Origin of the sequence: Spirosoma sp. SC4-14 (assembly GCF_037201965.1) — a bacterium.
Taxonomy (GTDB): Bacteria; Bacteroidota; Bacteroidia; order Cytophagales; family Spirosomataceae; genus Spirosoma.
Genome location: NZ_CP147519.1, coordinates 22,124 through 43,089 on the forward strand (window position 1 = coordinate 22,124; position 20,966 = coordinate 43,089).

Below are 20,966 nucleotides of genomic sequence, written 5' to 3' on the forward strand. Positions count from 1 at the left end.
CGTAAAAAATTGACAATAGTTTACGGTGAATCCTTCAATCAGGATCAGTATGGGAAGCTTTAGGCTCAACGGAAAGTGTTTTGCGAATGCCCAGTTTATCCATCCGGTATTCAAGCGTTGTTGGTTTCAGGTTGAGTAGTTCAGCCGCCCCATTACTGCCCCGGATGCGACCATTGGTGCGCTTGAGCACCGCCAGAATATAGTCACGTTCCGTCTGCTGCTGAATCTGTTTTATGTCATTCAGGTCTTTTGGAGGAGAGCTAGTCGATTGACTGGAATCACGACTGTCATTCTCCGGGGGTAAGGTAGGTCTACTGAATAGAAATAGATTACTTACTAAAGGCCGACCTAATTCGAGGGGTGTCTGCCCATCATTAAGAATTACGGCCTGCTCCATGACGTTTTCCAGTTCCCGAATGTTGCCCGGCCAGGCGTAGTTGACCAGTTCAGCGAGTACCTGAGGATTGATCCCGCGAAAGGGTTTCCCCATTTTCCGGGCTGATTTCTGGGCGAAAAAGTGAGCCAGTAACGGAATATCCCCTGCTCGTTCGCGTAGAGCCGGTAAGGTGATGGGAAAGGTGGCGAGCCGAAAATAAAGATCCATCCGGAAGCGCCCTTCGGCTACTTCTTTTTCCAGATTACGGTTTGTTGCAGCAATGATCCGCACATCAGTTTTAATAGGCGTTTTGCCACCGATTCGTTCTATTTCCTTTTCCTGCAAAACCCGTAAAAGCTTGGCCTGTAGCTCCAGGGGCAACTCCCCAATCTCATCCAGGAAAATAGTACCCTCCTGGGCCAGTTCAAACTTGCCAATCCGTTTCTCGAAAGCTCCAGTAAAAGCCCCTTTCTCATGACCGAACAGTTCCGATTCGATGAGTGTGGCGGGGAGCGCGGCACAGTTGATTTTGACCAGGATCTTGCTCTTTCGGGGGGATAGATTGTGAATAGCTCTGGTAATTAGCTCTTTGCCGGTTCCACTCTCGCCCAGGATCAACACCGTTGTATCGGTATATGCAACCTGATTGACCTGCTCAAAAACCCGTAGTAACGACTGGCTACGACCAATGATTTCTTCAAAATTGGCCGACGTTTTAACCTCCTCCTGAAGGTAGTTCTTTTCGCGCTGGAGCTGTTCGCTGAGCCGGGCTACCTCCTCAAAAGCCAGCACACGCTCCAGCATGAGAACGATTGGCTGTTCTAACCGTTCCAGTAGTGTCAGGTGCGACGCACGATATACATCGGTTTTTCTGCTCAGAAATAGAATCACAAACGAGTCGTTGCCACTCATCCGCAGCGGCATGACTAGCCCTGACTGGAGTCGGAATGATTTAGCGAGCACCTGCCCATAGCGGTGGGTTTGACAAAAATCGTCGAAGACTTCTTTATTATAGCAGACAGGTTCCCGAAAGCGCATCCCGCTTTGCATCGCCAGCAGTTGGTCCGCGCTATAGCCCGTCATCGGTTGCAGATCGTTCAGGGTAAGGGTTTTATATTCGTCAAATCCGATCTGGTAGAAGTTATAACTCTGATTGACACCGTTCTTCTCATACTGAATCGTCAGAAAGTCGAATGGGACGTTAGGCTGCAGTAATCTGGCCGCGTTCAGTAGTTTCTGTTCCCAACTTTCCGATGCTGATAAAGCATCGGTGAGGCCAATTTGCAACGCTTTTTCCTCCCTTAGTCTCATCTCAACACTGTGCGCGTGACGGTACCGGCTGATTTCCAGCGTTGTCAATATATCTTTTTCCCGAAAAGGCTTCACAATGTAGCCACTGGGCTGCGTAGCTTTTACCTGTTCCAGTACGCTTTTGTTGTCATTAGCCGAGATGTATATAAAGGGAATGCCCATGTCTTCCAGCTGTTTGGCTAAGTCGATGCCCGTTTCTTTTCCTTTCAGATAAATGTCGAGCAAGACCATATCAGGCCTATGCTGCGCAATAAGTGTCAGGGCTTCGGCCACCGAATCGGCTACTCCCAAAACAGGATAACCGGCAACGTGCAGAATCAACTCCAGGTCATTGGCGATAATGTATTCATCTTCAACGATCAGAATTTGACAGGCTGAGGTGGAGGAAAGAGTAGGGTTGAGGTGTTGCTGCATAGTTTAGGAACATAGAGAAAGTGTACATTCAGACTACCTTTCTGTTGACCTTACAAGAATTGCGCCCTACCAGGACAGTAAGTAAAGATAATTAGTTTATCTACGGGTAGTTGCTTCCAGGAAGTAAACAATCCAAGGCCCAGTCCCTGTAGCAGCAAATACGGGTTTTTAAACGTTAAATTTAATTTGCCAATCTGTTTGACTAGGCGTAAAACTCAATCACCGGCTTAATGGAACTACAGATCAACTGTAGAAATCCCCAGATTTACTGGAGTTCTCCAGTTTCCTTTGATCCGATCAATAGCGATTGACTGAACAGCGAATAGAAACAGTCCTAGATGGAGCGAATCTTGTTGCTGACCGCCATGATCGTGTACTCCCTTTGAGCTATAGTAAACCCCAGAAATAATGGAGTAGTCTACTAAAAGTCCGACTAGTTTGGATGTTTGTGCTCCTATATAGTGTATTGCTTCCGGTGTAAATAGCCCTCAATCGCCTGAAAAGGCCTGTTTGTAAAATTCATGGCCAAAAAATAATACTGGCATAAAAACGGATCAGGAAGCTGTTGACGCTGGACTTTCAATTTTAAACAGTTTCTGTCCGAAAGCATCTGTGTACACATGGCTACTATATTCATAACCGGTGCTTCTGGTGGCTTAGGCCGCGTGGTCACCCAAACCCTGCTGAACGAAGGGCATCTCATTATTGCTACGCGACAGTATAGCGACAATCCTCAAAACCTTATTCATGGCATTTCAGACTTGCTGTTTACCTACGAAACAGACCTGGCGGATGAAGCCCAGGTGCAGAAGTTGATTCAACGGGTTATTAACAAACACGGTCCTATCGACGCAGCGATTCTGTTGGCGGGTGGGTATGCGGGGGGGGCACTGACGGAGACGGATGGGGCCTTACTCGATAGCATGATGACGGTAAATTTCAAAACAGCTTATCATGTCATTCAGCCACTTTTTGCCCACATGAGTAGCCAGTCCAACGGAGGACGGTTCGTACTCATTGGTGCCAGACAACCGTTAAATGCCCAATTCGGTCGGCAAGCGGTGGCTTATACGTTATCCAAATCACTGTTGTTCGAATTATCGGATCTGATCAATGCGTCGGGTAAAGAGCATGCTATTGTCTCTACCGTCATTGCCCCCAGTGTTATTGATACCGCTGCAAACCGTGGTGCTATGCCGGATGCCGACTTTACGGCATGGGTCGATCCGCAAACCCTGGCCGACACGATTGCCTTTATGCTGTTTGGGGCGGGCCGTGCCTTACGAGAACCCATACTTAAGGTATACAATCGGGCCTAGCTGCTGGCGGGTACTTAATTCACGCATAAACTATTGTACTGATGGAGATTAACATTCCCGATTCCAGTTTACCCCGCGTTGTCATTGTGGGCAGTGGGTTTGGCGGTATACAACTGGCGAAGTCCCTGAAAGGAAAAGCGTTTGAGGTGGTATTGCTCGACAGGAATAATTACCACACGTTTTTGCCGCTGCTTTATCAGGTGGCGACGGCCGGGCTGGAACCCGACGCCATTGCCGAACCCGTTCGTGAAATCTTTACCGGACAACCCCATTTTCATTTTCGAATGGCGGAGGTTCTTCAGATCGATCCACAGCAACATAAACTGGACACCTCCATTGGTACGTTGCACTATGATTACCTGGTGCTGGCCTGCGGCTCACAAGCCAATTTTTACCGGAATGACGAGCTGACCCGTTACGCTCTGCCTATGAAGACGGTGAGAAATGCCCTGGCCTTACGGAGTCGACTGCTGGAAAATAGTGAACAGGCGCTGGAACTAGCCGATGAGCAGCAACAACTCGAACAGTTGAACATTGTCATTGCCGGTGGTGGCCCAACGGGCGTTGAACTGGCCGGTGCCATTGCCGAACTGCGCGACATTGTACTGGCCAAAGACTACCCCGAACTACCCCTTAAGCACATGAAAATTCACCTGATTGAGGGAAACAACCGCCTATTAAAAAGCATGGGAGAAAACTCTTCCCGCAAGGCTCATCAGTTTCTGAACCGGATGGGCGTAACGGTGCATTTAAAAGTCCTCGTTAAATCCTACGATGGCAGGGTCGTTACGCTTAGTAATGGAGACACGCATGCTGCCAAAACCCTGTTCTGGACGGCCGGGGTAGAAGGCGTACTCATTCCGGGCTTATCACCTGGCAGCGTTGGAAAAGGAAATAGGTATAGTGTCAACCTGTTTAATCAGGTGGAAGGCTATGAGAACGTATTCGCTATTGGCGATAATGCCCTGCAAGTGCTTCCAGATTATCCACAGGGGCTTCCGGGATTGGCTCCTCCAGCAATCCAGCAAGGGCAATGGCTGGCGAAAAATTTAGTTTCACTACGCCACAAACAAACACTTCAACCGTTTCGCTACGCAAACAAAGGTGTAATGGCTGTAATTGGCCGTAACCGGGCAGTCGTTGAACTACCCTTCTGGCACACGCAGGGGTTGTTGGCCTGGATACTCTGGATGGGCGTACATCTGCTGTTATTGGTTGGCTTTCGCAACAAAGCGTCCACAGTACTGAACTGGGCGGTCAATTATTTTAGCTACAGCCGGGCTTCTAGGCTAATTACCCGATTTCAGAATGCTCCCGTTGAAGCCGTGACCAGCGTTTCTGGAGCCTCTGTTCCCCTTTAACCATCAAAAGCATTATTCTAAGTGTTGCTTCTAGTATTTTATCTAATGAAATAATGAAGCTATTGATTCTGGTAGGCATAGAAATTCTTTTTAGTTTACCAGTTCTGTCTCAGTCATTTAGCACAATGCTTGACAGCCTACAAAAGGTGCGGAAAACTAGCCCGCGCGATACCAATCGAGTGAAAATACTGCTTGACCTGGGTCAATTTCTGGTTTTTTAGGCCAGATAAAGCGACTACTGATTCGGCTGTGTTGCTCAGTCAGCAGGCTTACGGGCTTAGTTGCTCACTTGGTTACTTATGAGGAAAGGGATTAAGCTTGCCCCGCGAAAATTCAAACCGCACTAACAGGGTTTTGAATCTATCCAGCCAAGCATTAGCAGGCTCAATAACCGAACGATCAGCATAAAGTTGATCATCGAAGACATGCCTACCGCCTTCATAAATGGGAAGCCATGAGTTAGCTGAGTTCTGGGATTTTCTTTCAGGTTAGCAATGATTTCTTCCTGCTTACAAGCGGCTATAAAATCAATAGAGTAAATTACAAAGCAACATTTACATGTAAATCAGTTTGTCCTTAGGGTTCAAACCGCTTTTTTAATTTTGGCAATCCAATCTGAAAAACGGGTTAGTTTGTAATCTATTCAACTTTTTATATCCAGACAGTTAGTAAACACCTGACTAGTTCGATCAAATCGGCAAACTGATGAGGCTTAGTTACGAAAGCATTAGCACCTGCTAAGTAGCACTTCTGTCGATCATCGTCAGAAACAGAGGTAGAGCAAATGATGACGGGGATAGTTCGGTAAAAGGGATGAATCCGTAACTGTTCCACCAGCTCTGCCCCATTCAGTCTAGGTATATTCAAATCAGTTAGAATAAATACCGGAAGGGCAATACCTGCAAACTGTCCACAGCCTCTTCACCATCTTTGGCAAACATGGGCGTGAGTTGAGGACAGGCTACCTTAAACGCCTGTCCCATTAACCAGCGATCATCTTCATCGTCATCAACAATTAATACGGGGGTAGTAGTCGACAGGGTTTTCATAAAGCAAGTTGAGAGATCGTGCAAAAAGCTATTCTTCCTTTAATAGCGCATCCTTTCTGGCCAGATCTGCCTCTTCATCCACTTGCAACCGGAGCGTCAGAAATAATAAAGCAATACTTAAGGTAATAAAAAACCAGCCTGCGAATTGCATGGAATCCTCACCTAGGGGCTGAAGCAAGAGAATAAAGGCGATACCCCCATAAATGAGTACGTTAAGTAAGTGAATAAGCGTACTTGAATTATCCCTGTTTTTCCCAGATGTCTGGAGACCAATAAATACGTAGATGGCTTCTACAGATTGGATAAGTCCTACCAAAATACCCCAGGCACTCAACGTTAACTCAATGCCTTGATTCGGTTGGTATAGAAAAAACAGTAAGGTAAGACCAGCCAGAATGTCCAGCAGACCTGCGGTCAAAAACCAGTTTGTGGCCCTTTTTTGATTAATCTGCCGATAACGAATTGCCAGCCACCCGGCTACTATCATCTGCGCACTTAATGAAATCAGCACGAAGGGGTGTTGATTCCCGGAAAAAAAAAGTTGTACGCCAATCCCTGCGAAAAGAGCTGAGCGTAGGTAAAGCAGCCACCAGGATTGATGAGCCGAGCGAAGTGTTGAAAAGGCCATATAGAGTCAGTTTTTGTATAGGTATACACTGTCGCAAATTGTTACGCCATAGCAGCTTTGTAGAGTTTTTGTTTCAAACTGCTCGGGTAATTTTGACAGTGTCTATAGATAACCTACAGGCGATATGCATGCCAGTCAACCAATCCGGGAACCATTTCAATAAAAAGCCTTAAACGTGGCTTACAAGGCTTTTCTCTAATTCATACCTATCGGCAAGCGAATGAGAAAGTCTCCAGTCAATTTGGATTTCTGCAGGTAAACTCCAAAAATTTTCGGCGGATCGGCCCGTATATAGCCGCTATTTATCGTGATGATCCGCTCATTATTTTGTAGATAAGTATTGTACACAGATGGATTTGTCTTGTCCTGATTTTATTCGGAGGTTTTTCTGAACGGTTTTGTCCACTGTTTACAGAAAGTTCAATTAACGTTGATAGTCGACCTTTATTTGGACGATAATCGATGAACTGATTTGTACAAATGGCCTACCATACGTTACATGGTAAAATTCGCTCCTGGCTGAGAATGTACAGGGTTGCTTACTGATTGAATTAGGACTCTTCCTGCTGCCAGAGTCGACGTTCGATGGGAAAAGGTTCCTGATGAAGAACCCGAATTTGGCCAAATGCTGCATGAGATGGATGAAGCAAATAGTTGTAGGACATCGGTACCACTACCGAGGGTACAGCCGCCACTAGCGTGGTGGGCTCGTTTAGCCAATCCCCTAAAATCCATTGGGTACGTTCATAACTCTCTTCATTCCAGTAAGCGGGCAAGTCCTCCAGCGACCAAGTGGTTAACGAGTCATCAGGCACCTGTAGGGTAAACAAAACTAGCTTGGGCAACTTGTCGTACTTGACCCGAGGTTGGTGTACTAACGATTCGACCAAGGCCAGCGCGGGTGAGGAGGTAGTATACAGTAAAGGATAGCCCTTTGGATTCCACCGGCCCCCAAACAGCCGGGCTCCTTCAGTGGCCAAAGGTTCATGGACGTATTTTGCTTTAACGGTTCGGTAAACGGTTAACATCAACAGAGCAGCGATAACTAGCCAACAATACCGTGTTCGATACGTCCCAGCACATCATCCACCAGGCCAAACCCGGTCGTTGTGTCGAGCAGCGACAAGGGAGATTGAGTATTGAGTTCACGAATGGGGGAGCGAAGCCATTCGGCCAGCGTCTGGGCATCCTCATCGAAGACATCCAGCCCATGTTTTAACAGATTGGTTAGTAACAGCAACCGCTCGGACGCATCCCGGGCCAGTTTATCGTCAGCTTTGAGCCGATGGAGGTTGCGAACCGACATGTTTAGAATGCGGGCTAGTTCCACATCGGTCAACCCGGTTAACTGGGCTACCTGATCGGCTTCTGAACGAAGCATGCCCTGGCGGGATTTATCTATGACTGTGTAAGGAGTGTAGACCGCCGTTTGTGGAGGAAGTGTTGCGAACGCCATAGGAAGCAGTGCCTTTTTTCATTACTACAACTGCAATATGCCAAGAGTCGTTCAATTTTACAACTTATAGGTACTGGCGTAATGGGCAAAAGATTTTACTTCAGTCATAATCTGAGGTATTCATGGACGATCTCAAAAGATATTATATTTTGATGTAATCCATTGATTTACAATAATTTATATCATTCACTCAATAGTAGCGAATTACCTTTTATTGAACGATTGCGATCCTGACCCGTCCGCAAATCATCCGATTGTGCAGTTGAAAAAGGAGTGAGCTCATTAAACAGTAACAACTTTCTCGCTACTAGTGAGTAGGGTAGTTGTCAACATTCCAGTAACCTGAAACATTTTCCCGGAATATTAACAACCACCCGGCTTCGCGTATTGGCGCGCTGAAGTGAACATACGATTATAACAGTTCACCCCACTATAACCAGGTGAATAAGCGGTTCATCAAATAACAGCTTCTTACCGGGTAATGTGTACATGGATAAATGGCACTATCCGTTGGCCTCCATTGATTTGGTAGGTGGAGAGTACTCCTTATTATAAATGAAGACAAGTTGGAAATTCTATTGGTTCTGTCGCACTATTGTCGAGGTTTATAATTCTGCGAATTGTTGGGATTCGAGAAATGGTCGACGTTGACTCTACACGGTATTCTTTTCGTGCTTTATACGTTCATACGGGAGAAAAGTGATTAAGTATTGGTGCATGGCACGTTGGTCGGTATGTTTCAGATAAAGACTGCATTCTCTATAGGTTGCTAATCGAGAAAGCAGTGTGAGGTGGTCCGGTTTAGCGGCACACTGAATTTGTCAGATTTGTATAATATTCCTGTTCAAATTGTTCAGGGCTTCGGTAACCCAGCGACGAATGCTTTCTCACCCTATTATAATAGGCTTCAATGTAGTCGAAGATCTCTGTATGTGCATCCTCAATGCTAAGAAATGCTCCGCCTTCCAGTAATTCCGCCTTCAGGCGGCTCCACAGCGACTCCGCAAAGGCATTGTCGTAGGGATCGTCGGCCCGGCTCATGCTAGGCCTAATATGCCACAATCGAATTAACTCTTTTAGCTCCGTTGATACATATTGACCACCTCGATCCGAATGGATAATCAGCCCCACAGCAGGTTGACGCAATTAAGGCACGACGTAGCGGCAATATAACCAGTTCATCTTCCATCGTTTCCCCCATTTGCCAACCTACTATTCTACACGAAAAAAGGTCCATCCAAGTTGCTAAGTAGGCCCAATCACCATTGATTAAAGGCAGATAGGTAATGTCGCTGACCCAAACCAAATTGGGAGCCTTGGGCAATGGCTGACCTAGTAATAAGTTCGGCCAATAACCTCTACCATGGGTGCTATCCGTCGTTCGGGGTATAAATGACTTAGGCTGAATAGCCTGTAAACCAGCATCTTTCATCAGCGTTCTTACTTGATGACGGCCCAGTATATGCCCCTTTTCTTGTAACTCTGCTGTAATGCGTCGACTGCCATAGCGTCGTTTGTGCTTACCAAAGACCTGCTCGACTAAGTTTTGATGCTCAGCTTGTTGGGGTGTTCGTTGGTAGCTATCGCCCCGCACGTACCGATAATAAGCCGTACGACTAATTTCCAACACCAAGCACAGAGTCTCTACTTTAAATTGCTCAGCTAGGCTTTTAACCAATTCATAGCGTTGCTTTAAGTCTGTTGGCTGACAATGCTTAAAGCTTTTTTTAGGATCTCGCGCGGCTTCGGCCGTCCGATCCACTTCTAGTTGACTGACCCGTTGTAGCAAGCGCTGATTCTCAATCAGCACATCCGAAGTTTGGCTCGAAAAGTGGTGTTTTTCTTCCCCTTTGTTTCGCTGTTTCCATTTGTAGATGAGCACTTCACTGATGCCTAGTGCCTGTCCCACATAGGCCACGCTCTGGCCATGAGCAATCATTTTCATCACGTCGGCTTTAAAAGTTGCGTCGTATTTACGGCGTTTTAGAGGTTTGTTTTTAGGCTGCATGTTCTCGCAAGTTAAGCAAGTTCACTGTGCCGATTTATTGGACCATCTCAGTGCTCGTTTTTAGTGTCAGGAATAGGAACTTTAAATTGTCGTTTGTTTAAGGGACGGAGCTAGTAGGTGAATACTCGCCAGAGCAATTAGATAGGCAATGCCACAAACTACAAATAGTAAATTATAACCTGTGCTAATACTACCCAATGTCTTGTACATATCCAGCAGGTAACCAACAAGTATGGGAAATAATAAGCCACCTATCGAGCCCGCCATACCGCCAATACCTACTACTGAACTCACTGCTTTCTTGGGAAATAGATCCGATACCAGGGTAAACAGATTGGCACTCCAGGCCTGGTGAGCTGCCACGGCCAGACTTAGCAAACCAATTACGACCCAAAGGGAAGTAGCAAATTGAATGGCCATGATGGGGAAAACGCATATTGCAAAAATTAACATGGTTGTTTTCCTTGATGCGTTTACCGACCATCCTTTTTGCAAAAAAAAACCCGAGATATAGCCACCTCCTACACTGCCAATGGTAGCCGATGAATAGATGACAATTAATGGCACACTGGGCCTGGTGAGGTTTATCTGAAAAGTGGATGCTAGAAATGAAGGCAGCCAGAACAGGAAAAACCACCATACCGGATCGGTGAAGAGCTTTCCCAGAATAAATGCCCAGGTCTGACGGTGTTTCAATAAATCAGTCCAATTAACCGTTTCGTCAGGTTCAGATAAAGATTGTTCGCTCACATAAGCTAATTCCTGAGCGGATATTTTCTTGTCACGTTTGGGACTTTCGTAATAGATCCACCAGAAAATAAGCCAGATAAAGCCAATGACACCCGTGAGAAGAAACGCAGCCTGCCAGCCAAATACGTCCAAAATCCAGGGCACCAGTATGGGAGCAACAACGGCTCCGATGTTGGTGCCTGAATTAAAAATACCCGTTGCAAGCGCCCGCTCTTTTTGGGGGAACCACTCGGTAACCGTTTTTATAGAGGCTGGGAAATTTCCCCCTTCGCCCAAGCCTAATAACGCCCGGATAATACCGAAACTAAATGTACTGCTTGCAACAGCATGAAGCATAGCCGCAATACTCCAAATGGTGACCGACAGCGAATAGCCAATTTTTGACCCAATTCGGTCGATTCCCCATCCAAAAGCAACGAAACTGAGGGCGTAAGCACCCTGAAAGGCCATAACAATGTGGCTATAATCGGTTTCTGTCCAAGCAAAAACTCGCTCCAGCGTAGGCTTAAGCAGGCTGATAACTTGTCGATCCAGGTAATTAATGGTTGTTGCGACAAAGAGTAAAGCGATAACCTGCCACCGGTAATTCGTTGGGAGTCTAGGCATTGTAAAGGAAATTCATTAGGGTTGAACAGCTATTGGCAGAGCAATTGGTCAATCAGTAGGTTAGGCTTCGGCCTTCGCTGGCGCTTTGGTTGACTAGGGAAATAATATGGGCTATTTGCTGGATTTCGTGAGGTTTCACGATGGGGTCGGCTCCGTTGACAATAGCCTCATAAAGTCCTGAATAGAAGGGTGAGTAATTACCGGGCTCACTTTCAATCAATTCCGATTGACTTTCGCGAGTAAGCAAGCCCCAGTTCGCTGCTGGTTCATAGCCCCAGTGAGGGGTGTTAGGTAATTGGCTCTGTCGAAGCTGTTCTTCTTGAACGTCCAGTCCGCTTTTAGTAAAAGACCCCTTTGTTCCATGAAGGATAAAGCGAAGATGGTTGTGGCGCGCCATCAAACTGGATTTTAACGTGATCTGCTTACTGGTATACCCTAAAAGGATCGTAAACCAGTCTACAACCCGACTATGGGGCCGCATGATTCGAGTATCAGCAAAAACGGTTTGTGGCTGACCAAAAAGCTGTAAAGCCTGGTCGATCAAATGTGGTCCCAGATTATACAGACTACCATGTCCTTCATTCGGGGACTCTTTCCACGATAGACTATGGTTAATAACCGGGCTAAAGCGATCATACCTGGCCTCGTACTCAAGAATTTCCCCTAGTTTATTCGTCGCTATAAGTTGTTTGATCGTTAGAAAGTCGGCATCCCAGCGCCGATTCTGAAAAGCCGTGGCTACCAGACCCATTTTTTTCGCAAGCGATAAAAGTAAATCAGTTTCCTGCTCATTGAGGGCAAATGGCTTTTCGACAACAACATGTTTGTTGCTTTCCAATGCAGCCCGCGCATATTGAAAATGGGTTTCATTGGGGGAACAGATGAAAACAAGATCTATTGAATCGTCAACCAGCAGTTCCTCGACAGTGAAAACCGTTTCAATTGAGGGGTTGAAGGCCACCACATCATCTGAACGGCTTGTGACCACTTTTTTTAGTAAAAAACCAGGGTGAGCCAATAAAAAAGGGGTATGGAAATAACGGCCAGACAACCCAAAACCCACCAGCCCGACGCCAATTTTTTTATAAAACATGCTAAATACACCTTAATTGGCTAATAATACCAGATTATACATACCGCAACTGTTGGGTGGTGAGCTGCGGTATGTATAGTGGTGGTTTAAGTGAGGTTATTTAAATTCAGAATCCTGGGCCACTTTCAATTCGTGCAATAAGGCTGGCACTAACCCATAAGGATCGTAGGGCTTATTCTTTACGTAAAGTGTTTCGATGGGGATATAGCCCCGATAGCCACTTTTCTTCAGGATCTTCATCAGTCGGGGCACGTCGGTCGCCACGTCGCTGCCAATACCAAATACACTTTCTTTCACCTGCCAGTTTACCGTGTAAGGGATCACCGCTTCAATATCAACATACGGATCTTTAACCTTGAAATTGCCCGTATCGAGAATGAGGCCAGCCCATTTGGAATTAACCGCCTTGACTACTTTTATGCACTGATCCGCAGTTTGAAGCATGTCTCCATGATTCTGAATGCCAATGATTACGCCATGTTGGGCGCCAAAAGCCGCACACTCTTTGTAACAGTCGATCATCCAACCGGCCACTTCATCCCATTTATTTTCGTACCCTTTTGGGATTTCACCCGCAAATAGCCGCAGAACGGGTGCGCCTAATTTAGATGCTACAATGATCCATTCTTTTGCCCGTTTCACATCGGCTGCCCGGACTGCCGGATCGGGGGAGGCAAAATTATTTTTGATTCCTGTACCGCTGATATCAATACCCAGTTTAAAGGCTTTGCGTTTGAGTTCATAGATGTACTCATCGGTGGGTACGCCCGGATAACCGGGAAAATAATAGCCCGTAAGGTCAACGGCCTCAATATTTTGGGTGGCACACCAGTCAAGAAGCTCTGGTAAGGTCAAGGTGGGTTTGTTGTCTTTCTGGCGGTTGCCCGTTAACATGTCGTTGAACGAATAGGCATTCAGGGCTAGTTTGATGTGCGCCGGATAGTTTTCCTTCTCAGACCCTTGTGCCAAGGCAATTGTGAACGTAGTACTCATCAGCAGCAGAATGCTCAATGTCGTGAGCCAAAGCGTATTCGTTTTATGGTTATTGAAAATCTGAATCGTCATGATTGATCTGGTTAAAAATTGGTTATACTAAGTTAATTGAGTGATTATGCCAAGGATAGTTAAAGATGGATTGGGTAGTTGGCGTGTGCATTTAAATGCCGGAATAAATGCCCTCATTACCACCCCATCCCTCATTTTGCTTTAATACGCCGTTACTTAAGTTTATCTGACTTTGAGGAATAGGTAGCAGGCCTTTGGTTTCGGGCCGGTATCGAATGGTAATTTTCTCGGGGACGCCAAACTTGTAAACCAGTACATCGGTTTTGTATTTGGCAATTTGCTGGTCAACGATTCGCCAGCGAAGTAAGTCGTACCAACGAATACCCTCAAAGGCGAATTCATGCCTGCGCTCATCCTGAATATTCTCCAGCGTGGCTGCTTTATAAAAGGGCTTACCGGCAATAGGGGTATTGCCTGAGTTTTTCAGATAGGCCCGCGACCTGACCCGATCAAAATAAGTTTGTGCATTCGGGCTACCTAATTCGGCTGCCATCAGCAACACATCAGAGAAGCGAATAATGTACTGGCCTACGGTAGCGTCATTCGTATTGTTTTTTGTGGCCGTACCATTCAGTACCGTGTTGGCAGCCGTACGTTTACCACCTACCGTTACGTAGATATGGCAGTACTTTTTTTGTATGTACCCGGTCTCCTCAACGTTGCTCTGGGAGTTAAAATAGAACTTTCCACTATTTGGTGCGGGTGTACTGCTAAACTCAATCCCTTCTGTGCCCGCGTCTTTTACATTCCAGATTGAACCGGTTTTTCGAAGATCATCATTATCCCACTCCTCGTAAACTTTGGGGTTGACAGCGCTCATGCCACTTCCTGCCCCAAACGGCGTGATACCTGGCACAGAGGTGCTCACGCTATTTTGAAAACGATCCCATTGGTTGTTAGTCCCCAAGCCAGAGAACGAGATCATATAAAGGCATTCATTATTATTGCCTTTTTCACCAATCCAATTGAGTTTGTTATCTCGGGCGTACTTATAATCCGTATTGGCGAAGGCATATAACCACAAGTTCCGAAAGTCGTCGACTAACCCATAGCCGCTAGTATTGATTACGTCGTGCAGATAATCCAGTACGGTTGCTTTCGATATGGTGCCTCCTTCGGCCAGTGGCAGTTCCGCTTTTCCATACAAGCCGGTGTAAAAAAGAAATGCCCGTCCCATCATGGCCTCTGCCGCGTATTTATTGGCATTGAATAGCTCGTTATTTTTATTCACATTTTGAAACGACTTGGCAGGCATTAGCTCAATGGCGTTTTTTAAGTCACTGGCAATTCGGGCAAAGCAAGAGTCGACCGTAGCTCTTGCCGGAATATTCGATTCGGTCGCTGTTTTTAAGGGTACCCCACCAAATAAACGGCATAGATCTAAATAACAGGAAGCCCGCAAATAGAGGGCCTGCCCTTTATAACTTGCTTTTTGCGGGTCTGTCAGGCCTGTGCTATTCTTGGCAAGGCTCTCCAAAACGAAATTAGCCCGGTAGATAGCCTTGTAATAATTTTGCCAGGGGACTAGCAACTGATCGAAATTGCGAACCTGATACCGCTCATATCCCCGAATCATCGGATCATCGAACAATGCTCTTCCATTGGCAATATAGTCATCGTCCAGGTAGGACGAAATGCCAATGAAACTATTGATTTGATCAAAATAGGCATCACGCTGAGCGGAATACACGGCGGCTATGGCCTGATCATAATCCCCCGCCGTGAGAGGGAAGGTCGCATTTGTTTTTTCCGTTAAATCCTGTGTGTCCAGGAAGTCCGAACACCCGGTCCAGAGGATGGACGACGTGATCAGCAGCAGAAAGATTCTACTTTTCATACTCAGTAAAGTTAAAATTAAGGATTCAGGAAGGGTCAGAATTTGAGTGAAGCGCCCAGTAGAACCGTGCGGGCGAGGGGATAAGGCGAAGAGTCGACGCCACCAGCCCAGTTGCCTCCGTTTTTGCCTCCATTGCCAACTTCCGGGTTGAAGCCTTTATACGGTGTAATTGTGAATAGGTTCTGGCCCGACACATAAAAACGAATTTGTTTTAGGGGCGAATTCGTCCACAAGGTTTTAAAATTGTACCCCAGCGTCAGGTTGCTCATGCGCCAGAAACCGGCATCGGCCACAAACCGATCCGACAAAGTAATGTCCTGTGTACTACCAGTATTAATTCTGGGTGTCGTATTGGACGTTCCCTCGCCATGCCATCGGTCCAGCGCCAGCGTCGACCAATTGTAGGTACCGTGATTAGTATTGTTGAAATAGTTCCAGATGACCTGATTGCCGGAAACGCCATTCGTGATGGCACTTAGGTCGAAGCCTTTGTAGGAGCAGTTAAAGGAAAAACCGAATATGAATTTGGGATTTGGATTGCCGATCATCGTGTAATCCGACTGGTCAATGACTCCATCGCCATTTCGATCTACGTATCGCATATCGCCCGGCTGCGCGGATGGCTGAATAACTTTGCCGTCAGCGCTCTTATAACTTTGTACTTCATCCGTATTTTGAAATAAACCATTTGATTGAAGGCCCCAGAAATAGCCAATGGGTTTTCCAACCTCAGCCCGATAGGTTTCCTTCTGGTCGGCGTGTAGGGCTGCATTAGGGCCGTGAATAATACCCTCTGGGTTGGCAATTCTAGTCACTATGTTATTCTGGTGTGCAAAATTGGCAGAAACACTATACGCAAACAGACCGATCTGATCGTTCCAGGAAAGGGCGATTTCCAGGCCTTTATTCTGCACATCGCCCCCGTTGATGTAAGGGGCTCCCGTTCCATCGGAGGCAAGTATGGGAGCCTGAATCAGCCAGTTTTTAGTGAGCTTCTGGTACCAGTCCAGTGTAAGCCCTAACCGGCTACGCAGCAAACGGGCATCAAGTCCAATATCGGTTTGCACCGATGTCTCCCAGCTTACATTTGGATTCGATAGAATGTTGGGATAGCCGCCGTTATCGTACTTGGTTTTATCGCTATACCTGAAAAAAGGAGCCCCAGTGAATGAGATGGTCGATAAATACTGAAATGGGCTTATCGCCTGATTGCCGTTTTGGCCCCAACTGGCACGAAGTTTCAGGTAGTCAAGCCAGCCTTTTGTGGGGCTCATGAAGGCTTCATTGGTCATGGCCCAGCCCGCCGATAAGGACGGGAAAAAGCCCCACCGTTTTCCCTGGGCAAAATTAGAGGAGCCATCTTCCCTGAATACAGCTGTCAGTAAATACGTCTGTTTATAATCGTAAGTAGCACGTCCAAAGGCCGATAAGATACGGGTAGCTACTAGTGGAGAACCGGTAAGGTGGGTGAAAGAAGGATCTATTGTTTTGTTGTTGGTCAGGTAGGCATAATCAAAACTACTGAAAAGTGAATTGGCATTATCGCCACTGATTGACTCACCAATGCCAATTTTTTCGGCTGAGCCCCCCAGCATAAAATCAAAATTGTGCTGATTTTGATGGGAGAATTTGTAGGTCAGGGTATTGTCGAAAATCCATTTCGTTCCCATTTGAATGGACTGCGCCGTTCGATCCATCGGGTTATAAAAATAAGAGGTGGCCTGCGTTGCCGAAAGCAAGTAAGCGGGCACCCAACTCCGATCGGAGGTGGTGTAGGAGTTAACGCCAAACGACGATCGGAACACTAATCCCTTGATGGGCGAAAGGATTAGGTAGATATTTCCATTCAGGTTATTGCCGCGCCTGAAGCTGCCCGACTTTTCATAATCCAGCCAGGCCAATGGGTTTGGAGCTGTTGGCGCTACGCCTGTGGGACTACCGTATACATTAAAGGGGTAATAGGGATAAGGACCTTGATTTGTTGGATCGGGATTATAAATTTGGATGACCGGGCTTCCGGATGCCACCGAAGCAAAGCTGGTTTCATTTCCCGCCCCCTCGCCAATGGTTACTCGCCGGTTGGTGCTTGCATAATTGACATTTTCGCCTATTTTTAGAATATCCCGATTGTTCACTTTAATCAGGGTGTATTCTGAATTCATTCGGAATGTTAGCCGGTTGTAGGTTGGCGTTGCTGGTTTACCGACAATACCCTCTTCCGAATTCATGGATACCCCCATCGAGTAAATGGCCTGTTCCGTTCCGCCCGTAATATTGATTGTGTGATTTTGAATGGGGGCATTTTTGTTAGATGTCGCATCTAACCAGTTCGTTCCATCCCAGGTGCCGTTGGCAATAGCGGCATAGTTTGGAATTAACGTAGCGAAATTGGGAACAGCTATTTTGTTGTTAGTATAATACTCCGAGGTAAGCATTAGGTAATCTTTGGCCCCCAGATAATTCATTTTGTGGGCCACGTTCTGAATGCCATAATACCCGTCGTAGCTAATCGTGGCCTTGCCAACTTTCCCTTTTTTAGTGGTTAGCAGAATAACGCCATTCGAAGCCCTCGATCCGTAAATGGCAGCCGATGCCGCATCTTTCAGCACATCGAGGGATTCGATATCCGCTGGATTGAGGTTACTGATATCCGGAACAGGCACCCCATCTACGACGTACAGGGGACTTGAATTACCCGTGGTACCTAGCCCCCGAATGCTTACCTTAAACCCATCGCCGGGTTGAGCTGACGCTTTGGTAATATTCAGGCCAGAAACCTGTCCCTTCAACGCATCCAAAACACCCGTATTATTCCGTTTCTGAATATCCGCTCCTTTAACCTGGCTCGTGGCTCCGGTGATCAATTTCTTTTGCTGCTCGCCATAGCCCACCACAACTACTTCATCCAGTGACTTAGTATCGAGTTTTAGGGTTAAGTTGATGGCCGTTTGATTGCCAACCGTTATTTCCTGATGTAAATAACCTACGTAGCTAAACACAAGAATGGCCTTCCCATCGGGCACTGAAATCCGGTAATGGCCCCCGCCATCGGTGCTCGTACCGGTCGTGGTACCTTTGAGTACAACGCTAACCCCTGGTAGCCCTTGATTGGTTTCCGGATCGGTAACCGTACCTGTCATGTTAATATCGGCTGACGATTCAATACTAGCTTCTGGCTGTAGGCGGTTGGTTTTTGACGGGGGCGTACCTGCTTTTCCGGGACCAGTAGCTGGGAAGATAGCGTACAAGCTACCATCTACCCTTTGGTAGCGAAGGCCATTGGTAAGGATACGTTTAAGGGCTGTCTCTACATCGTCTTTTCGGCTGGCATCGTAGTGTACCAGTTGATTTTCCACAACAGTCCCTTCATACAGAAAGTGAACGCTGAATCGTTTTTCGAGATCATTTAATACGTCTTTCAGCAACTGCTGTGGCTGTTTAACTGAATTTTTGTGTAGCGTTGATAGACGTTTCGTTGTTGCTAAATCCTGCGCAGTTCCCATAGCCAGGCTGCCGGCAAACCAGCCGGTTAGAATGAGTAGTCGTATGTTCATCTAGGAATAAGGGGTTTGAGAAGATTCTCGGTTTGTTGTATTGGCAGAAATCAGGTGATTTAGTTACCAAACACGACGGTGCCTTTTTCAATATGGACTGGTACATTCAGGGTAACCGCAATGCCCTCCAGTAAGGCCCGTTCGTTATTCGTCGGGACAGAGCCACTCAGGACACGCTGGGCTAATGTGGGGGATCGGATGATTACCCGCCGGCCATATGTGTCCTCGATTACCTGTCCCAGTTCACTCAATGTCATGTCATCGAGCAGCAATACACGCCGTGTCCAGGAAGCCATTCGGTCCACTCGTACCGATCGTCGATTTAACTGACCGGTTTTTTCGTGGTAATGAACGCCATCGCCTGGCCGCATCAACAAGGATCGAAGCGTATCCGCTTTAACCAATTGCAACCGGACGGATCCCGTTTGTAAGAGTACGTCAGCCTGATTGTGTCGGCTCTGCACATTAAAGGCCGTACCCAGGACTTCCACGGCTAATTCGCTCGTATGGACAATGAACTGCGGCTGTGATAGTCCTTTACGCTTAACAACGTGGAAAAAACCTTCCCCCTTGAGCCAAACCTCTCGGGTTGCCCGGTCACTCCAGTTACCGGGTATACGAACTTCACTGTTGGCGTTTAGGGTAAGTTGGGAGCCGTCAGGAAGCTGAATCTGCTGCAGTTGCCCAAAGGCTGTACGGTAAAAGGTGTCTGGGATTGGTTTGTTTACCCACCAAAGTAATCCAATGAGTAGACCCGCCAGAGTGGCTGCTGCCCACCACAACGGTCGATAGGAGCGAAGCGGAATAATGGGTACCGTATCAGCTAATTCGCGTTGACTGGCAAGGTTCCTGTTGAAACGTTCCCATTCTGCCTTGATGGTTGTGTCCGATACGGGTTCTTCATCAAATTGTAACGCCATCAACACCGCTATCGCCTGTTGTACAACAGCCTGCTGATCGGGATAATCACGTAGAAAGGCAGCCCAAAACAAATCAGTGTGTGGCTCAGGATGTTTAACCCACCGTACAAATTCGAGATCAGCTAAAAAATCGTCTACCTGGTAATTGGCGTAGTTCATGCAGCAGGAAATCGGTTTCAAGAAGGAATAGACCGAATGGCATGAATTTGTCCTGAATAAATAAAAGAAATTTTAGATAAATAAGAAATAATTATATAAATAGACTATAATATACCCGTATTTCTTATAATAATACTAGGTAAAATTGAGTCTGTAATGTGGTGAAGACACCAATAGCGATTGAAATTAGCCGACTACGCAGAAGCTTAAGCGCTTCGTAAATCAGATTTCGGGCGGCATGATTCGTTACGGCCATTACGGATGCAATCTCATCATAATCCATATCGTGATAAAACCGAAGGTAGATAGCCTCCTGCTGGCGGGGTGTTAGAAACGAAAGCCAGTGCGACATCTGCTGGCGTTGTTGATCGGAATTTTCATCATCCATCAACAGTTGTTCGGGCGAAAGTGTGACAGTAAATTGATTAACCTCTTCGGTTAATTCAGTACTCACAGGCCGGTTACCTGAAAGCCGGAGCATTTTTCGACGCAACGACTTGTAAAGATAATTTCGTACGGAAGGAGTCTGACTCAGGAATGTTCGACGTTGCCATAATTCCGTAAACAACTCCTGGAGGGCATCTTTAACAAATTCGGTATCGGGAGAGAACTTTCGGCCGTACTGAAATAGAATTGAGTAATACTTAGTAAAGAGTTGCTCAAATGCCGTTTCGTCGCCTTTTATAAAGGTTTTCCAAAGAGCCTCGTCATCTGACAAAGAGGTGGATGCGTTGTCCAAGTGATGTATCTATTAATCTGGACTGGTAATGATTGCAAAGTAATATTATTTGGTGGAATAAGTCAAAATGTGTATTAATGACAGGATTAAGATAAGAATCCTGGAAAACATATAAGTTACTCTGAAATCATACCGAGGTTTTCGTGGACAATATTGATTGAAGAGGATACAAGCGTAAATTATTTATTTATAGGTTTTTATGCCGGCCTGAGGGAGGTCTCTATACCCTTTTATTGAACGAATGTCTCGATGATTCCCAAAGCGATAATTCACGGTCCACTTTTGGCTGACGAGATACTGTAACTCTTCGCATTTTTTCTT

16 protein-coding genes and 1 pseudogene are annotated in these 20,966 nt (G+C 46.4%); 2 read left to right on the forward strand and 15 right to left on the reverse strand.

Annotated features, from left to right (window positions below):
* Positions 1-34 precede the first annotated feature (34 nt).
* Positions 35-2,101, reverse strand: coding sequence for a sigma 54-interacting transcriptional regulator (locus WBJ53_RS32190; protein ID WP_338877404.1), 2,067 nt, complete (start codon positions 2,099-2,101; stop codon positions 35-37).
* A 620-nt stretch (positions 2,102-2,721) separates the two neighbouring features.
* Here WBJ53_RS32190 and WBJ53_RS32195 point away from each other — a divergent pair.
* Positions 2,722-3,420 carry an SDR family NAD(P)-dependent oxidoreductase gene (locus WBJ53_RS32195; RefSeq protein ID WP_338877405.1) on the forward strand — a complete coding sequence of 233 codons (699 nt, stop codon included), beginning with the start codon at positions 2,722-2,724 and terminating at the stop codon, positions 3,418-3,420.
* 41 nt (positions 3,421-3,461) lie between these two features.
* Positions 3,462-4,781, forward strand: coding sequence for an NAD(P)/FAD-dependent oxidoreductase (locus WBJ53_RS32200; RefSeq protein ID WP_338877407.1), 1,320 nt, complete (start codon positions 3,462-3,464; stop codon positions 4,779-4,781).
* Between the two features lie 332 nt (positions 4,782-5,113).
* Here WBJ53_RS32200 and WBJ53_RS32205 read toward each other — a convergent pair.
* The 14 genes and pseudogenes from WBJ53_RS32205 to WBJ53_RS32270 all read right to left on the reverse strand — a co-directional run.
* A pseudogene (locus tag WBJ53_RS32205) lies at positions 5,114-5,206 on the reverse strand (IS5/IS1182 family transposase); the annotation flags it as partial.
* A gap of 447 nt (positions 5,207-5,653) precedes the next feature.
* Positions 5,654-5,830 (reverse strand): hypothetical protein, encoded by a 177-nt coding sequence (locus WBJ53_RS32210; protein WP_338877408.1) that lies wholly within the window; start codon positions 5,828-5,830, stop codon positions 5,654-5,656.
* 28 nt (positions 5,831-5,858) lie between these two features.
* Positions 5,859-6,458 (reverse strand): hypothetical protein, encoded by a 600-nt coding sequence (locus tag WBJ53_RS32215; protein WP_338877409.1) that lies wholly within the window; start codon positions 6,456-6,458, stop codon positions 5,859-5,861.
* Between the two features lie 551 nt (positions 6,459-7,009).
* Complete coding sequence (locus tag WBJ53_RS32220; RefSeq protein ID WP_338877410.1) at positions 7,010-7,486, reverse strand: RES family NAD+ phosphorylase; 477 nt, start codon at positions 7,484-7,486, stop codon at positions 7,010-7,012.
* A gap of 17 nt (positions 7,487-7,503) precedes the next feature.
* Positions 7,504-7,914 carry an antitoxin Xre/MbcA/ParS toxin-binding domain-containing protein gene (locus WBJ53_RS32225; RefSeq protein WP_338877411.1) on the reverse strand — a complete coding sequence of 137 codons (411 nt, stop codon included), beginning with the start codon at positions 7,912-7,914 and terminating at the stop codon, positions 7,504-7,506.
* 801 nt (positions 7,915-8,715) lie between these two features.
* Positions 8,716-8,955 carry an integrase core domain-containing protein gene (locus WBJ53_RS32230; protein WP_338877412.1) on the reverse strand — a complete coding sequence of 80 codons (240 nt, stop codon included), beginning with the start codon at positions 8,953-8,955 and terminating at the stop codon, positions 8,716-8,718.
* Positions 8,956-8,962: 7 nt separating this feature from the next.
* Positions 8,963-9,922 (reverse strand): IS3 family transposase, encoded by a 960-nt coding sequence (locus tag WBJ53_RS32235; protein ID WP_338877413.1) that lies wholly within the window; start codon positions 9,920-9,922, stop codon positions 8,963-8,965.
* Between the two features lie 81 nt (positions 9,923-10,003).
* Positions 10,004-11,278: an MFS transporter gene (locus tag WBJ53_RS32240; protein WP_338877414.1), complete on the reverse strand. Its 1,275-nt coding sequence runs from the start codon at positions 11,276-11,278 to the stop codon at positions 10,004-10,006.
* 52 nt (positions 11,279-11,330) lie between these two features.
* Complete coding sequence (locus tag WBJ53_RS32245; RefSeq protein ID WP_338877415.1) at positions 11,331-12,371, reverse strand: Gfo/Idh/MocA family oxidoreductase; 1,041 nt, start codon at positions 12,369-12,371, stop codon at positions 11,331-11,333.
* Positions 12,372-12,467: 96 nt separating this feature from the next.
* Entirely contained in the window at positions 12,468-13,436 is a 969-nt protein-coding gene (locus WBJ53_RS32250; RefSeq protein ID WP_338877416.1) for a sugar phosphate isomerase/epimerase family protein, read from the reverse strand.
* Positions 13,437-13,527: 91 nt separating this feature from the next.
* Positions 13,528-15,273: a RagB/SusD family nutrient uptake outer membrane protein gene (locus WBJ53_RS32255; RefSeq protein ID WP_338877417.1), complete on the reverse strand. Its 1,746-nt coding sequence runs from the start codon at positions 15,271-15,273 to the stop codon at positions 13,528-13,530.
* 35 nt (positions 15,274-15,308) lie between these two features.
* Complete coding sequence (locus tag WBJ53_RS32260) at positions 15,309-18,827, reverse strand: TonB-dependent receptor (RefSeq protein ID WP_338877418.1); 3,519 nt, start codon at positions 18,825-18,827, stop codon at positions 15,309-15,311.
* 59 nt (positions 18,828-18,886) lie between these two features.
* On the reverse strand, positions 18,887-19,906 hold the full coding sequence (locus WBJ53_RS32265; protein WP_338877419.1) for a FecR domain-containing protein: 1,020 nt from the start codon (positions 19,904-19,906) through the stop codon (positions 18,887-18,889).
* Positions 19,907-20,030: 124 nt separating this feature from the next.
* On the reverse strand, positions 20,031-20,624 hold the full coding sequence (locus WBJ53_RS32270) for a sigma-70 family RNA polymerase sigma factor (protein ID WP_338877420.1): 594 nt from the start codon (positions 20,622-20,624) through the stop codon (positions 20,031-20,033).
* Between the last annotated feature and the right edge of the window lie 342 nt (positions 20,625-20,966).

Bases quoted from the DNA above. Each gene is read 5' to 3' on its own strand.
- WBJ53_RS32245 (WP_338877415.1), bottom strand. From the start codon at position 12,371: ATGTTTTATAAAAAAATTGGCGTCGGGCTGGTGGGTTTTGGGTTGTCT.
- WBJ53_RS32215 (WP_338877409.1), bottom strand. From the start codon at position 6,458: ATGGCCTTTTCAACACTTCGCTCGGCTCATCAATCCTGGTGGCTGCTT.
- WBJ53_RS32230 (WP_338877412.1), bottom strand. From the start codon at position 8,955: ATGAGCCGGGCCGACGATCCCTACGACAATGCCTTTGCGGAGTCGCTG.
- WBJ53_RS32260 (WP_338877418.1), bottom strand. From the start codon at position 18,827: ATGAACATACGACTACTCATTCTAACCGGCTGGTTTGCCGGCAGCCTG.
- WBJ53_RS32240 (WP_338877414.1), bottom strand. From the start codon at position 11,278: ATGCCTAGACTCCCAACGAATTACCGGTGGCAGGTTATCGCTTTACTC.
- WBJ53_RS32190 (WP_338877404.1), bottom strand. From the start codon at position 2,101: ATGCAGCAACACCTCAACCCTACTCTTTCCTCCACCTCAGCCTGTCAA.
- WBJ53_RS32195 (WP_338877405.1), top strand. From the start codon at position 2,722: ATGGCTACTATATTCATAACCGGTGCTTCTGGTGGCTTAGGCCGCGTG.
- WBJ53_RS32225 (WP_338877411.1), bottom strand. From the start codon at position 7,914: ATGGCGTTCGCAACACTTCCTCCACAAACGGCGGTCTACACTCCTTAC.
- WBJ53_RS32210 (WP_338877408.1), bottom strand. From the start codon at position 5,830: ATGAAAACCCTGTCGACTACTACCCCCGTATTAATTGTTGATGACGAT.
- WBJ53_RS32220 (WP_338877410.1), bottom strand. From the start codon at position 7,486: ATGTTAACCGTTTACCGAACCGTTAAAGCAAAATACGTCCATGAACCT.
- WBJ53_RS32255 (WP_338877417.1), bottom strand. From the start codon at position 15,273: ATGAAAAGTAGAATCTTTCTGCTGCTGATCACGTCGTCCATCCTCTGG.
- WBJ53_RS32265 (WP_338877419.1), bottom strand. From the start codon at position 19,906: ATGAACTACGCCAATTACCAGGTAGACGATTTTTTAGCTGATCTCGAA.
- WBJ53_RS32250 (WP_338877416.1), bottom strand. From the start codon at position 13,436: ATGACGATTCAGATTTTCAATAACCATAAAACGAATACGCTTTGGCTC.
- WBJ53_RS32235 (WP_338877413.1), bottom strand. From the start codon at position 9,922: ATGCAGCCTAAAAACAAACCTCTAAAACGCCGTAAATACGACGCAACT.
- WBJ53_RS32200 (WP_338877407.1), top strand. From the start codon at position 3,462: ATGGAGATTAACATTCCCGATTCCAGTTTACCCCGCGTTGTCATTGTG.